The organism is Halobacteriovorax sp. CON-3 (assembly GCF_043196995.1).
Taxonomy (GTDB): domain Bacteria; phylum Bdellovibrionota; class Bacteriovoracia; order Bacteriovoracales; family Bacteriovoracaceae; genus Halobacteriovorax_A.
This window is the reverse complement of the sequence record NZ_JBEBNA010000002.1, coordinates 448,449-461,883: the sequence shown is the minus strand read 5'-3', so window position 1 is coordinate 461,883 and position 13,435 is coordinate 448,449. Positions and strand designations below refer to the sequence as shown.

The window sequence follows — 13,435 nt, the reverse complement described above, 5'->3', positions numbered from 1 at the left end:
TCTATTGTTTGCGGTGCTAGCTCCCCTGCTCTTTAGCTAGACAATAAGAGCGAGAGCGAGGGTTCAAGCCCGAGCGGTTCGACTCAGGAGCAATGGAAAAATTAAAGCACAAAAAACAAGGCCCGCTTAAAGCGGGCCTTTTTTATTCAGCTTGAGTAACCCAAATCTTCCACCTAAACTTCGTCTCTTCATTATTATCAAGAACAATCTTAATTGGACGACTTCTCCCCTCGAGATCATTAATAACAAAGAACTCATTCCCTAGAATACTTGTCATATTATAAAGACCTTGGTGAAGGTTATAATCGATTAGGTATTTAATAAACGTTAAACTCATTGGCGCCTGAAGGCTTCCAAGGTTATCCACTCTCTTCATTTTAGAAAGTTGTTTTCTTGTTTGATAGCTTCTTAACGAACCGTTGAATCTCTCAAGAGTCTTCTTTGAGAATTTATAATCATGCTTGAAAGAAGTCATAGCAACTTCTGTCTGCTTCTTTGATTTCTCATAATTTAAGACGGCCGTTTCAAATGCCGAGAAAACAATTTCCTTAACAGGCTCTGGCTTCTTTGGTTCAGGCTTAGGCTTTCTGACAATCTTAATCGTCTTAATATCAACAGTCTTTACCACCTTAGGCTTCTTCACTTCAACCTTGGCAACGATTTTAGGTTCTTCCTTAACGACCTTTTCTTCAACGAGAGTAATTCCCTTCTCATCAAATTCACGTAGAGAACCAAACCAGAATACCTTTAAGTCATCCTCACCCTTTAAAGCGGTACGAATGATTTCAGCACTCTTATTATCAATGGCGACCTGATCCTTCGTCATTTCTTCATAACGAGAAAAACAGGCCTCTCCCTTCCCACTAGCATTAATAATTTTATAAGCACTAGTCGTTAGGATTTCTTTTTTAATCTCTTCAACGTTAATTGCAGATAGGTAGTAATCTTCTTCACTACATAAACTTTGAATTTCACTTTTAACAAATTGACAGCTTTTAATAAGCGAAGACTTACTATCTCCACCAAAGCTCTTATTTAAAATCTTAACTAAGCTTGGATGGTAATTGGCCAGGTCAAAGCGACGATCTGTTTGTAACTTGATTGGGTACTTCCCCCAGTCCACAATATCAGGAAAATAGTCTGAAACCCTTTTAATAAAGAGCTTCATATCTTTTGACTTTGGTTTACATGACTTAAAAATCCCATCGTAATTTAGTGAGCAGCTTTTTTCATCACCTAATTGGTAAAGAGCAATACTCGACTGGCGATAGAATTCATATAGACTCGCGATACTTGTTAAGCGAACAAGGTAGCGCATATATTCAATATTCTCGGCCATCTCGTGCTTTGAACAAGCAAAGTTTGGATAGATATAGCGATCAAATTCTTGTGTTAGATCAAAGATTGCAGACTCAAGCATTTGACTAAAATAAGTGCGCCCAGTGACCTCATCTAAGAACTCTTGTTTTTCATTCTGATAATCAATAACTAATCTTGGATCGAGTGGACCTTCATAGACTTCAAAATCCCACTCACCCTTTTTCACGTCTAAGGCCGAGGCAGAAAATCCCAAGGTTAAAATTTGTAAGTATTTAAAAATATTCATCCTCTTTATTTTACCCAGATAAGACTCAGAGCAGGAACATAGGTAATAATGGCCAAACAAATTAGTAAAATAAAGAGAAACGGCAAGGCCGAGCGATACAGTTCAGTAATTGGCCTCTTAAATCGAATTGAACTAATGAACAGGTTAATTCCTACAGGAGGAGTAATATAGCCGATTTCTAAATTTGTTAAAAAGACAATGGCCAAGTGAATTGGGTGAATATCAAATTCTTGGGCCAGTGGTAGGATAAGTGGAACGACCACAATTATCGCACTAAAAATGTCCATTAAACTTCCTACAATTAAGAGGAAGACGTTCAGAAATGCTAAGAAGGCATACTTATTGGTAAGGATATGGTTGAAGGCACCAAAGAGTTGATTTGGAACCTCTTCATCAACTAAGAAATTTGTAAGCCCAAGAGCGCAACATAGGATAATGAGGATAGCACCTACCATCGTCATTGAGTCCACAACAATTTTTGGGACATCTTTTGTAAAGCTAAGGTCACGATAGACAAAGCACTCAATCATTAAAATATAAAATGCCGTAAAGGCCGCAGCTTCAGTTACCGTTACAACCCCACCGTAGATTCCGACAAGGACAGCTGGCACTAAGAATAGCTCAAAGGATGCACCTTTAAGTGCAAGTAATACTTCTTTTAAATCAAACTTCCCTTTTTCACTACGCTGTTTCGGGGCCTTTAGAATTGAATAAATAGCAAGTCCAATAATAAGAAGCATCCCTGGTACAATTCCGGCCTTAAAGAGTTGATCAATATCAACACCAGCAACAATTCCATAGAGAATAATTGGTAAGCTTGGCGGAAATAGCAGCCCTAGAGATCCCGACGTCGTGATAAATCCCATCGTGAATTTATCATCATGGCCACGATTCATAAGAATTGGATAAATTAGTCCACCAAGAGCTACAATTGTTACCCCACTGGCCCCAGTAAAGGCCGTAAAGAAGGCACAAAGAACAAGCCCTACTATCGCAACGCCACCAGGCATCCAAGAAAGGAGTGCATTTGTGAAACGAAATAATCTCTTTGGTGCATTTGATTCAGCAAGTAAGTAACCTGCAAAAGTAAAAAGTGGAATCGTTAGGATTGTCGGAGCAGAGGCCAGGCGGTAAATCTCAACAGAGACGGCCGATGGCTCAATACCGTTATGAAAGAATGCAGCAAGTGCAAGTCCACCTAGAACGACAAATAAAGGCACTCCAATTAGTGCCAAAACAAGTGCGGCAATACTAATTGTTATGAGGCTCATACTCTTCCTTAAAATTTAAAAAGGCCAAGATCGTACGAAAAAAAATCAAGGCAAAACCACATGGAATAATTGCAACTAAGACAGAAGAATGTAGACCAAGCGAAGTTAAATTTCCAAATTGTTTTTCAACATTATAGAACTGAACACCTGAAGCAAAGAGCCAAGTTGTTCCCACAATAATACATAATTGAGTCAGCTTATTTAAAAAGAATAAGGTGCGATGTTTACCTTCACTCTCCAAGTACTTTGGGAGAATCTCAATTGAAATATGCCTCGACTTACCACTGGCAAGAGTTGCACCCAAGAAAGCTAGAGCAAAGACCAGATGGCGAACAACAGGATCCACCCAAGAAAAAGAAATATCAAACCAACGTAAGATAATGGCCAAGACACTTAGTCCTAGCATAATAGCGACGTTGGCCACAACGAGCCAACCAACAATTTGATCTGTAACTTCTTCTACTTTTCGTATCATACTTACTTCTGAGCTTTTAAACTCTTTTCTAATCTCTTATAAGCTTCTTCAGAAAATAGTTTTCCCTTAAGCTTTTTAATTGTTGCTTCACGAACTTCGTAACCGCGTTTGATATCTGCATCGCTAAACTTAACAAATTCAACACCTGATGCCTTCATTAGATCAAGAGCATCTTGATTATCTTTTTCATTCGTTGCTTTAACAAGATCAATATACTTCTTAGAAATTGTAAGAACCTTCTTTTGATTTGCAGGTGAAATCTTTTTAAATACCTTATCATTTACCAAGAATGCCCCAACAGACATTGTTAATGGGAAATCAATTAAGTACTTAACTTTAGTGTTCCACTGCATTGAAAGAATAGCTAATGGCGGAGCATAAGCTGCTTCAATAATACCAGTTGAAAGTGATGAGAGAACATCTGGAAGAGGAAGTTGAACTGAAACAAGCTTCATTTCTTCTAGAATTGTTTCAACAAGAGGGTCCCCTTCCCATGACCAAATCTTTACACCTTTAAGGCTATCGATTGAAGAGATTTTTGTTTTTGAAACAAAGTAAACCATTCCAATATCAAAGAAGCCTAGGTTTACAAAATTACTTTCGTTAATTTTCTTATTTAAAAATGGTGTTAAATCATCAAGAGTTTTTAGGGCCTTTTTACGATCATGAAAAAAGTTGAATGGAATTTCAACAACGCGAACATCGCCGTTGATATCACCTAATGTCTTTGCAGTAAAAACACCGCCATGAAGCTGACCAACGCGAATCTTTCTTAAAACATCAGGCTCATCTCCTTGTGATCCACCAAAGTAGAACTTCACTTTTACTTCACCATTAGTTTCTTTCTTAATGGCCTTTGCCATCTTCTTTAAATTCTTCGCCCAATTCGTTCCTTCAGGAGTTAGAACACCAACCTTTAAAGTTAGGGCCATAACATTAGTCGTTAGTAATAGAATTAGTAATGCTTTCAATTTTGACATGATTTTTCCAATTAGAAGATCTCGTCTTCTAAGCCTTCAATTATTTTTAATCTCTTACGTGCAATTAAATTAAATAGGTTATTGTAATCAACTTTTGGTGTTTCGATCTTTCCCCCACTCCAATAAGTTGGCTCCATATTCTCTCTGTTAAATTTATTCATTTCTAACTTTTGAGCACGGTAAGTATTTTCTTCAAACATTGGTACTGCATAGAATTGAATATATGAGAGTCTAACGAGCATATTATTTGGCCACTTTTGGATCGCCTCTTCAAATAGGCGCTTACCTTTAATTGGATCACCTCCTAGACCACGTGGTCTGGAAGCGGCATAAGAAGCATTGAAGATATCACAAGCACCTTGGGCAAGATTAGCATTCTTCCCACATGACCAATCATACATAACTTTTGCAAGAGGTAGGTAAGCAACGGCACGCATATTATCTCTTTGAAGATTAATGATTGCGGCAAGTGTTTGTCCTGTGTAGAAAACACCTTCAATATCTGTGGCATCATCACTGAAGTTATCATTTAATAATTTTTGAAATTCTTCAGGTGATGAAATATAGCGAGTGAAATCAAAATCTTTGAATCCCTTCACTTCAAAAAAGAGAGCTGAGTAATTTAGGGCACGAGTGTAATTTGCTAAGGCATTAGTGCGAAACTTTGAATTTGATAACTCTTGTAGTTGATCTTTAAGATAGTAAGTTTCATCAATAGCAAATGCCTTACCACTATAAGCTTTAATTAAAGTAACAATGAATTCAGGATTTTCGCGATCAGCGGCGTAGAGGTTTTCAACTAATTTGATATTGCTATCGATTGTCGATTCAAATAAGTCCCAATTGTCTTCAGTGAAAACGGCCTCAGATGTTTCAAAAATCATATCCCCCATCTGATTCGTGGCAACTTTCTTGATACTTGAGCAAGAAACTAGATTTATGAACAATATCACCACTGCCAATATTTTTTTGCGATTCACGGCCCATCCTTATAATTAATATAGTAGTAATTTGCCTTATCTATTTAGTAATTACAAGTGGTTAATGCATTTTCATTGACGCCCAAATCCCTTAGTGATAGCTGTGTTGCACCATTTCTAACCTCGTGATATAATTGGAAAATATTTGGAAAGGCTTAATTTCTAACGAGATTGCGCCGAGTAGATATTTAAGTTATTAAACTTTGTCACGGAGTGACCATTGAGAGTAGTTTTTCTACGAGTAGATGAACTACTTACCTAATCGGATTTGAGTTCTGGAGTCTCTTGAATCTTATTACGATTAAGGTAAGTGATTTTTTAACCTTTAATCGTTTAATAAGGAGATGGAGATGTCATCACAAGAAACATCTAACGAAAAATTATCGTCTAACACTAACAACAGCGTAATTGGACAGATTAAGCAACAGACTCTTCGTAAGTCAGCTTCACTTAAGCCAAGAAAATCACTTTTAAAAGTGAGAAGCTTAAGACCAACTCGCGCAGTTCTTGGTAGAACAGCAACTCAAGAAGACGCGGAATAAGAAATAAGCTTACAGCTTTCTTCTTATTTATCTTCTCTTGCGGTTTCGCTTAGGCGAAATTAGCTGCTTGTCGTACGTAGCTTTTAAGCTACGTAGCGTTTCCTCGCGTATTTCTTCTAATTTCTTTAGCCTTTCATCATGTAAATGGTTGAGGTAATTCTTTTTGGCAACAAATAAGTTATTGATATAGGTAACCTGGAAAGCTCTTAGCTCTCGGTAACATAGGTCTTTTTCTATCTTTGTTAACTTATGCTGGCTGGACTCAATATCTTTATGATCTAAAACAAATGTCGAGTAATCCCCAGAACAAACGCCTTTTTTAAGATCAATATACTTATCAATTTCCTTTCTGATGACCTGAGTTTTTGTCACGTAATCCTTTGGTGGGATATTCTTCACCTCTTCGATTTTCGCATACATGACCTTACTCATCTCTTTTTCAGATTGAGTCTCACCTTTTTCTGCTTGAGCATAAACAGTCAGAGTCGGTATGAATAAAAGAGTCATTAAAACTGATTTCAATTTAGGGCCTTCTTTATCTTAGCTAAGTAATATTCAGTATCTTTATTATGCGCAAAGACGAAGCTTATGGCCATTTTTTTAAACTTCGACTGGAGTCCATGAGTAAGTTGAACCTGATTTTTTGCTACGCCAAACTTCTTTGCAACAAGCTTTTCAATACCGGCGTTGGCCTTACCATCCTCAGGCGGAGCTTGAGTGCTAACAATAAGTTGTCCCGTTTCGGCAACACTCACCTTTTCAACCTTTGCCCCAGGCTTTGCCCAGACTTCGACCTCAAGTACCAGCTCATCGGCATGACTTGAGACCGTAGTAAAATTTAGTTTTTTAGAATGGAGAAAGTCACCTATTGGAATAATTGTCTCCAATTCTTGCTATCGAGTCCCATCTCATTAAGAAAGGTTTTCATTTCCGCAATAAAGTCAGCAAGCGGGAAACCAACAACATTTGAATATGAGCCACTCATATGCTCGACAAAGAGAAGGCCCTGTCCTTGAATCCCGTATGATCCGGCCTTATCAAGCGCCTCATCACTTTCAAGATAAAGATCTAAAATCTCAGGTGAGATATCTGTGAATTTAACTTTTGAGCATCTTGAAAAAGTATATTCTTTATCACCACATGCCATATAAACAGCAGTGAAAACATCATGCTCTTTCCCAGACAGCTCTAATAACATCTGCCTTGCATGCTCACGATCATTTGGCTTTCCTAGAACCTTATCTCCAATGGCGACAAGAGTATCAGAAGCGACAACAAAGACCTTGTCATCTTTTGGAAATTCTTGTGAAAAGATGTCTCGCCCTTTTAGCTCGGCCAACTCTTCGACAATATCTTTAGGATGTTCTTTCGTTGTTATTTCTTCAACATCTGATGGTTTAATTTGAATCGGAACTTTCATCCAAGATAGTAGTTCCTTGCGACGCGGACTTCCTGAGGCCAGGATAAATTTCAGTGTAGATACCATTTAACTTCTTCCATAGTTCTTGTTTTTCAGAATTGAGCTTTGGAAAATAACTTTTCGCATTCTCCATCGCACCAACTTTATAGTAACTTTCTTGTGCCTTCGTGTAAAAATCTTTTCGTAACACCTCTTTATCGCGGCGATTAGCACGACTGAGGACAGATTTACGGTAGCGATCAGCAATAGCAAGATTAGTCGTTTCAACTTCTCTGACATTAGTCCATAAGAAATCAAGACGCTTCTTGAGTTCTTCTTTGCTCCACAGCCTTAGACCAAAATTTCTTGCAAGCTGAACTTCATTGCCAGTAGCAAAGAGCGGCTTCCCATAGCGTTCTAAAAATATTTCCCTCGTGTAGTAGATACCGTAGATACGTTTGGTAAATAATTCATTTTGGCTTAAAACTTCAGTGTCTTTAGTGACAAACATATTGCGATTAATGAATGAGAACTTATACCAGCTTCCATATTCTAGGTCTTCAAAACTATCATTTTCATAACCGCGTAGGTTTATTTTGGGAGTCGTTGCCAATTCATTTTTATAACCAAGTTGTTCCTCATCTCTAAACTTTAAGTAACTGTCATCCCCTATCGAAACATATGTTTCAAAAGATGGGGCATAGGCTTCAAAAGAATAAAGTGGAGACTGAATAAAGAAGCGACTCTTTCTCACAACACTCTTATTATTCTTTTCAATCGCCTCATTAATGAAGCGTGTACGAGATTTATAACGTAGCCCATCTTGAAAAAGATATTCATTTAAAGAGACCTCTTTATCAAAAACAACAGGGTTCGTTTTATTAATTGGCAACGGAAAGAAAACTGCATCAGTGTCTCTGTGTTCAAGATCTGCAAGCTTTTCTTTTGAGCGTGAAATTAAAAGAATATTTCCGACGTTCATTCGAATATTGAAGAAGACCTCGTCTCTTAGAATATTCATTTCTTTTAGTGAAATTGAACTTTCAGGGGCCATGCGAATAAGCGTCCCATCAAAGAGCATAAGCCAAAGATAGCTATCAACTCCTGTTTCGATATCATCATTTTCTTTTATAAGAGAACGGTATCCAACTTGATTATTCCCAAGAGCTCGAAAAAGAGTACATTCACCCACGCATTTTATGACACGTCCTATTTCTTCATCAATGCCAGAGATTTTCTCAAGGTCACGCCATAAAGGGTAACTTTCCTTAAAGCGTAATTCTTCTTTCCACTCATCAAAGTCTAACCATTTCTTGGCATTAATTTGATCCCACCTGATTAGCGACTTTCTATCATCCTTGAACTTAGTTTCAAGATCTGACGGGCCAGCAAAGGTTGAAAGTGTAATGGTTAAAATCAATAAAATACGTAGCATCATGAAGTTTATCGACAATTTCGGCCACTGGCCCTAAATCTGTAAGAAATTGAGACTTTTTCGGCACTTTATGCCCTATCCAAACTGTCAAAATCATAGGTTTCGTGTTAAATTTTGGGCCAAATATTAATTTACGCAAAACTATAACAGACAAGGTTGATACGATGAGTCAGGATAACGGACAATTTTCTTTTGTTAACACAGAACATGAAGTCTTAAAATTTTGGGAAGAGAATGAAATTTTCCAAAAATCACTAGAGCAAACAAAAGAGAAAGAGCCTTATATTTTCTATGATGGCCCTCCATTTGCGACAGGTCTTCCTCACCACGGTCACCTACTTGCTGGAACTCTAAAGGATATCGTTCCAAGATATTGGACAATGAAAGGTCGCTACGTTCAAAGAAGATTTGGATGGGATACGCACGGACTTCCAATTGAGCAAGAAATTAATAAGAAATTACAAATGACGGCACACGAAGCACTCGAAAAACTTGGTGTTGCAGGATACAACCAAGAGTGTCGCTCAATTGTTGATCGCTACACAACTGAATGGCGTAAAACTGTTACTCGTCTTGGACGTTGGGTAGATTTCGACAATGACTATAAGACAATGGACCCTACTTTCATGGAATCATGTTGGTGGGTATTCAAATCTCTTTGGGATAAGAATATGGTCTACAAGGGAACAAAAGTTGTTCCTTACTCAACTGGTCTTGGTACAGGACTTTCAAACTTTGAAGCAGGTCTTGATTACCGTGATGTTCAGGACCCAGCAGTTACTGTTCTTTTCAAATTAGATGATCCAGAAAAAGCAGGTGCCGATTACGTCGCAGCTTGGACAACAACTCCATGGACGCTTCCATCTAACCTTGCTCTTTGTGTTGGGCCAGATGTGGATTATGTACGAGTGAAAGATAATGATCGCGGTGTTACAATTATCTTCGCAGAAGCAAGAGTTGAAGCATTCGCTAAGAAGCGTAACCTTGAAGTTGTTGGTGAGTCTTTCAAAGGGACTGAGCTACTAGGTCTTAGATATGAGCCACTATTTGATTTCTTTGCAAATCTAAAAGAAGAAGGTGCGTTTACAATCTTTAATGACGAATACGTAACAACTGATAGTGGTACAGGTATTGTTCACCAAGCACCAGCATTTGGTGAAGACGATAATAGAATCTGTAAAGAAGCTGGCATGATGGCAGAAGTTTGCCCAATCGATGATGCTGGTCAATTCACAAAAGAAGTTCCAGCATACGCAGGTCTTTACGTAAAAGATGCTGATAAAGAAATTATCAAAGAGTTAAAAGATAATACAAAGTTATACGATCATGGAAACCTCGTTCACAGCTACCCATTCTGCTACCGTTCAGGGACTCCACTAATCTACCGTACAATCCCTCAGTGGTATGTAAAAGTAGAAGAGATCGTCGACAAGCTTGTTGCTAATAACAAAGAAATTCACTGGGTACCAGGACACATCAAAGCTGGCCGTTTTGGTAAGTGGCTAGAGAATGCTCGCGACTGGGCCGTATCTCGTACACGTGTTTGGGGAACTCCACTTCCAGTTTGGATTAATGACGAAACAGGAAGCATGAAGTGTATTGGTTCAATCGAAGAACTAAAAGAGCTTTCAGGTGTTGAACTTTCAGATCTTCACCGTGAATTCACTGATGAAGTGACATTTACAATCGAAGGCGAAGAAGGAACTTACAAGCGTATTCCAGATGTATTTGACTGTTGGTTTGAGTCTGGTTCAATGCCATACGCCCAACTTCACTACCCATTTGAAAATAAAGAAATCTTTGAAAACGGATTCCCAGCAGAGTTCATTGCTGAAGGTCTCGACCAAACACGTGGTTGGTTCTACACACTGACAATCCTTTCAACGGCACTATTTGATAAGCCAGCTTTCAAGAATGTTATCGTTAACGGTTTAGTTCTTGCTGAAGATGGAAAGAAAATGAGTAAGTCTCTAAGAAACTTCACAGCTCCATATGAGTTAATGGAAGAGTTCGGATCAGATGCTCTAAGACTATACCTTATCAACTCAGGACTTGTGAAAGGTGAAGAGCAGCGCTTTACTGATGCTGGTGTAAAGGACATGGTTCGTCGTGCTCTACTTCCTTGGCTAAACTCTTTCAAATTCTTCCAAACTTATGCATCAATTGATGGATGGAATTTTAATGAGCATGCTGAAAGCGGTGATAATATCACTGACAATTGGGTTATCTCAAAACTACAAACTCTTAAAGAAAATATTGAATCAGAAATGGCACAGTACCAACTTTACAACGTTGTACCTGCCCTATTCCACTTCATTGAAGACTTAACGAATTGGTATATCCGTCTGAACCGTTCACGTTTCTGGGGAGAAGGCCTAACAAGTGATAAGAATCAAGCATACACTGCTCTTTTTACAACTCTTAAAGAAGTAACGATTGCCATGGCACCATTTGCGCCATTCCTATCGGAACATATCTTTAGCGAGCTTAAGAAGTTTGATTCAAGTGAAAAAACTCTTTCTGTTCACCTTTGTGACTACCCTGTTGCTAACACTGAACTTAAGAATGCAGTTCTTGAAGATGCCGTTGATAGAATGCAACAGATTATCCTACTTGGACGTCAAAAGCGTAACCAGGTACAAATTAAGGTTAAGACTCCACTTGCTCGTCTAAGTGTCATTCACAAAGACCAAGCTTTACTTGATGAAATCAAGAAGCTTGAAAGCTATATCCAATCAGAGCTTAACGTTAAGTCTGTTGAGTACACAACTGATGAAGACCACTACATCAAGCTCTATGCGAAACCAAACTCTCCAGTTCTTGGTAAACGTCTAGGAAAAGAATTTGGTAAGTTCATGGGACTAATTTCAAAACTTGGTGCAGCTGAACTAAATGAATTAGAAGAAAAAGGAAGCTTAGAGCTTGCAGGTGAAACTTTTGCGCCAGAAGATATCCTAATCTTTAGAGAAGCAAAGGAAGGAACTCAGGCCCTATCAAACCGTTATATTTCAATTGATATCGACACAAACCTTTCAGAGGAATTAATCCTTGAAGGTCTTGCACGTGAGGTTGTTAATAGAATCCAAAGAACAAGAAAGGATTCTGGATTTAATGTTGAAGATAGAATTGAAGTTAACTTTGCTGCTACTGATCTTCTTGCAAAAGCAATTGAAACTCACACTGACTACATCACAAAAGAAACTCTTGCTAACTCTCTAACTGTTAGCACAGATACTCTTGAGCATGAGTTCAAAGTTGATGATGAGAATCTAAAAATGACGATTGTAAAAGCTTAATAAGCACATAAAAAGAAAGCCTCCATTACGGAGGCTTTTTTATTCCTTAACAACCACATAACCAGTAAGTTTTGGCACAACTGGAAAACACTTTTTCGATCTTATATTTTTAATAAGTCTCTTCCCTACTTTTAAATAATACCCTTCATACTTACTTGGATTAACCTTCCTAGGATTATTCGAAAGTACGTATTCATAAAGTTCGACCACTCCTTCAACAACACAGTATTGATTATTATTTAAGAAGTACTGAATTCCATAGTCATCAATATTTACGAGATAAAATTTTGATGGCCCGAATTCTTTTTCAACAAAATCACCGACTTTAGAGATCTTCATTTTGAATTGATTTAAATTTGGTAAACTAGTTCTTGAAATTAACAGACGGCCATTAACTTCTTTCGTTTCGATTTCTGGAGTAATTGCTTGCGCCTTTACCTGAGGAACAATTCTTAACTGATGACAATCTCCTTTAAGATCAGAAAGATTTACATCATCGATATTAAAGACTCCAGTGCTACAATTTGAATCTTCCTCTTTTGCAACTTCCACTGGCCTCTGTCCAGTCATATAATCACGCATCTTTAAGTAGACCTCATGTGCGACAAAGTCACCTCGATTTAATTCTTGAAAACGCAATGTCTTTGAACCATCGTAGAAGAAATCTTCACTTAGCCTTTTTCCGTACTTTGAAACAAGATAAAAATTGGCATGAATTAATTCATTAATCGAGATAGCAACTTCGAGCTCGCCAAGATCAGGGTATATTTTCAAATCAATTGATTTATCTTCGATTGAAAAAAGGAACAACTTGTCTTCATTGATAAATGACGTTGGACAAGAAATTTCTTCACCTGAAAAATTGGTTTGAATTGACTGACATTGAATTTGTGTTGCAGTTAGTGACTGGCCTTTAAAGCTCGGATTAAGATTTTGACCAAAAAATGCTCTTTCATTTGGTTTCCCACAGGAAAGAAGTAGGATCATGGGAATCAGAAAAATTGAACGCATAAAAAATCTCCTTAGAATTAATTTTTGCCGTTATAGCTAAAATCAATCCTAAGGAGACTATATTTCTAGTTTGAAATAGATCTTTTTAATTTTGGGATACCTAAGCGCCAAATCCCTTAAGCTGCTCACCTCCAACTAGGTGAAAATGCGTATGAAAAACACTCTGACAGCCATGCTGGTTAACATTTGAAACGACACGAAAGCCATTTTGTTCGAGATCATTCGACTGCGTGAATTCCTTGATGGCATCAAAGACTTGGGCCATATCATCGCGATTCATCTCATTGATATTCTTTGAATGGTTGCGGTGAATAAACAAGTAGTGCTCTTTTGCTAACGGTTGAATATCTTGAAATGCATAGACATTCTCGTTTTCAAATACCTTTGTCGAAGGAATCTCACCATTTAGAATTTTGCAAAATAAACAATCACTCATTACG

13 protein-coding genes are annotated in these 13,435 nt (G+C 37.8%); 2 read left to right on the top strand and 11 right to left on the bottom strand.

Annotated features, from left to right (window positions below; genetic code table 11):
* Nucleotides 1-142: 142 nt before the first annotated feature.
* The 5 genes from ABMA72_RS12905 to ABMA72_RS12885 are packed head-to-tail and all read right to left on the bottom strand — an operon-like array spanning nucleotide 143 to nucleotide 5,279.
* Nucleotides 143-1,606, bottom strand: a complete 1,464-nt coding sequence (locus ABMA72_RS12905; protein ID WP_393057405.1) for a hypothetical protein — start codon at nucleotides 1,604-1,606, stop codon at nucleotides 143-145.
* A 5-nt stretch (nucleotides 1,607-1,611) separates the two neighbouring features.
* Entirely contained in the window at nucleotides 1,612-2,877 is a 1,266-nt protein-coding gene (locus ABMA72_RS12900) for a TRAP transporter large permease (RefSeq protein WP_392858895.1), read from the bottom strand.
* Complete coding sequence (locus ABMA72_RS12895) at nucleotides 2,858-3,352, bottom strand: TRAP transporter small permease (protein WP_393057403.1); 495 nt, start codon at nucleotides 3,350-3,352, stop codon at nucleotides 2,858-2,860. Before ABMA72_RS12895 ends, ABMA72_RS12900 begins: the two co-directional genes overlap by 20 nt.
* A 2-nt stretch (nucleotides 3,353-3,354) precedes the next feature.
* Nucleotides 3,355-4,332 carry a TRAP transporter substrate-binding protein DctP gene (gene dctP / locus ABMA72_RS12890; RefSeq protein ID WP_392858892.1) on the bottom strand — a complete coding sequence of 326 codons (978 nt, stop codon included), beginning with the start codon at nucleotides 4,330-4,332 and terminating at the stop codon, nucleotides 3,355-3,357.
* Nucleotides 4,333-4,343: 11 nt separating this feature from the next.
* Nucleotides 4,344-5,279, bottom strand: a complete 936-nt coding sequence (locus ABMA72_RS12885) for a TRAP transporter TatT component family protein (protein ID WP_392858890.1) — start codon at nucleotides 5,277-5,279, stop codon at nucleotides 4,344-4,346.
* A 383-nt stretch (nucleotides 5,280-5,662) separates the two neighbouring features.
* On the opposite strand from ABMA72_RS12885, the gene ABMA72_RS12880 reads away from it, so the two are divergent.
* The gene (locus tag ABMA72_RS12880; protein ID WP_021268392.1) at nucleotides 5,663-5,854 is read left to right on the top strand and encodes a hypothetical protein; all 192 of its coding nucleotides are present in this window, start codon (nucleotides 5,663-5,665) and stop codon (nucleotides 5,852-5,854) included.
* Nucleotides 5,855-5,881: 27 nt separating this feature from the next.
* Here ABMA72_RS12880 and ABMA72_RS12875 read toward each other — a convergent pair whose 3' ends face one another.
* The 4 genes from ABMA72_RS12875 to ABMA72_RS12860 are packed head-to-tail and all read right to left on the bottom strand — an operon-like array spanning nucleotide 5,882 to nucleotide 8,688.
* Nucleotides 5,882-6,376 carry a hypothetical protein gene (locus ABMA72_RS12875; protein WP_392858887.1) on the bottom strand — a complete coding sequence of 165 codons (495 nt, stop codon included), beginning with the start codon at nucleotides 6,374-6,376 and terminating at the stop codon, nucleotides 5,882-5,884.
* Nucleotides 6,373-6,741 carry a DUF167 domain-containing protein gene (locus tag ABMA72_RS12870; RefSeq protein ID WP_393057401.1) on the bottom strand — a complete coding sequence of 123 codons (369 nt, stop codon included), beginning with the start codon at nucleotides 6,739-6,741 and terminating at the stop codon, nucleotides 6,373-6,375. Before ABMA72_RS12870 ends, ABMA72_RS12875 begins: the two co-directional genes overlap by 4 nt.
* Nucleotides 6,720-7,274, bottom strand: coding sequence for a Maf family protein (locus ABMA72_RS12865; RefSeq protein ID WP_393057399.1), 555 nt, complete (start codon nucleotides 7,272-7,274; stop codon nucleotides 6,720-6,722). Before ABMA72_RS12865 ends, ABMA72_RS12870 begins: the two co-directional genes overlap by 22 nt.
* On the bottom strand, nucleotides 7,252-8,688 hold the full coding sequence (locus ABMA72_RS12860; protein ID WP_393057397.1) for a hypothetical protein: 1,437 nt from the start codon (nucleotides 8,686-8,688) through the stop codon (nucleotides 7,252-7,254). Before ABMA72_RS12860 ends, ABMA72_RS12865 begins: the two co-directional genes overlap by 23 nt.
* Nucleotides 8,689-8,852: 164 nt before the next feature.
* Between ABMA72_RS12860 and ileS the strand changes: the two genes are divergently transcribed.
* Complete coding sequence (ileS, locus tag ABMA72_RS12855) at nucleotides 8,853-11,984, top strand: isoleucine--tRNA ligase (protein WP_393057395.1); 3,132 nt, start codon at nucleotides 8,853-8,855, stop codon at nucleotides 11,982-11,984.
* A gap of 39 nt (nucleotides 11,985-12,023) precedes the next feature.
* Here the strand turns inward: ileS and ABMA72_RS12850 are convergent, their stop codons facing one another.
* Together ABMA72_RS12850 and ABMA72_RS12845 are read right to left on the bottom strand one after the other, a co-directional pair.
* Nucleotides 12,024-12,995, bottom strand: a complete 972-nt coding sequence (locus ABMA72_RS12850) for a hypothetical protein (protein ID WP_393057393.1) — start codon at nucleotides 12,993-12,995, stop codon at nucleotides 12,024-12,026.
* A gap of 100 nt (nucleotides 12,996-13,095) precedes the next feature.
* Nucleotides 13,096-13,431 (bottom strand): HIT domain-containing protein, encoded by a 336-nt coding sequence (locus tag ABMA72_RS12845; RefSeq protein WP_392858872.1) that lies wholly within the window; start codon nucleotides 13,429-13,431, stop codon nucleotides 13,096-13,098.
* Between the last annotated feature and the right edge of the window lie 4 nt (nucleotides 13,432-13,435).

Coding starts and splice junctions, on each gene's coding strand:
- ABMA72_RS12865 (WP_393057399.1), bottom strand. CDS start 7,274: ATGAAAGTTCCGATTCAAATTAAACCATCAGATGTTGAAGAAATAACA.
- dctP (WP_392858892.1), bottom strand. CDS start 4,332: ATGTCAAAATTGAAAGCATTACTAATTCTATTACTAACGACTAATGTT.
- ABMA72_RS12895 (WP_393057403.1), bottom strand. CDS start 3,352: ATGATACGAAAAGTAGAAGAAGTTACAGATCAAATTGTTGGTTGGCTC.
- ABMA72_RS12905 (WP_393057405.1), bottom strand. CDS start 1,606: ATGAATATTTTTAAATACTTACAAATTTTAACCTTGGGATTTTCTGCC.
- ABMA72_RS12860 (WP_393057397.1), bottom strand. CDS start 8,688: ATGCTACGTATTTTATTGATTTTAACCATTACACTTTCAACCTTTGCT.
- ABMA72_RS12850 (WP_393057393.1), bottom strand. CDS start 12,995: ATGCGTTCAATTTTTCTGATTCCCATGATCCTACTTCTTTCCTGTGGG.
- ABMA72_RS12900 (WP_392858895.1), bottom strand. CDS start 2,877: ATGAGCCTCATAACAATTAGTATTGCCGCACTTGTTTTGGCACTAATT.
- ABMA72_RS12845 (WP_392858872.1), bottom strand. CDS start 13,431: ATGAGTGATTGTTTATTTTGCAAAATTCTAAATGGTGAGATTCCTTCG.
- ileS (WP_393057395.1), top strand. CDS start 8,853: ATGAGTCAGGATAACGGACAATTTTCTTTTGTTAACACAGAACATGAA.
- ABMA72_RS12880 (WP_021268392.1), top strand. CDS start 5,663: ATGTCATCACAAGAAACATCTAACGAAAAATTATCGTCTAACACTAAC.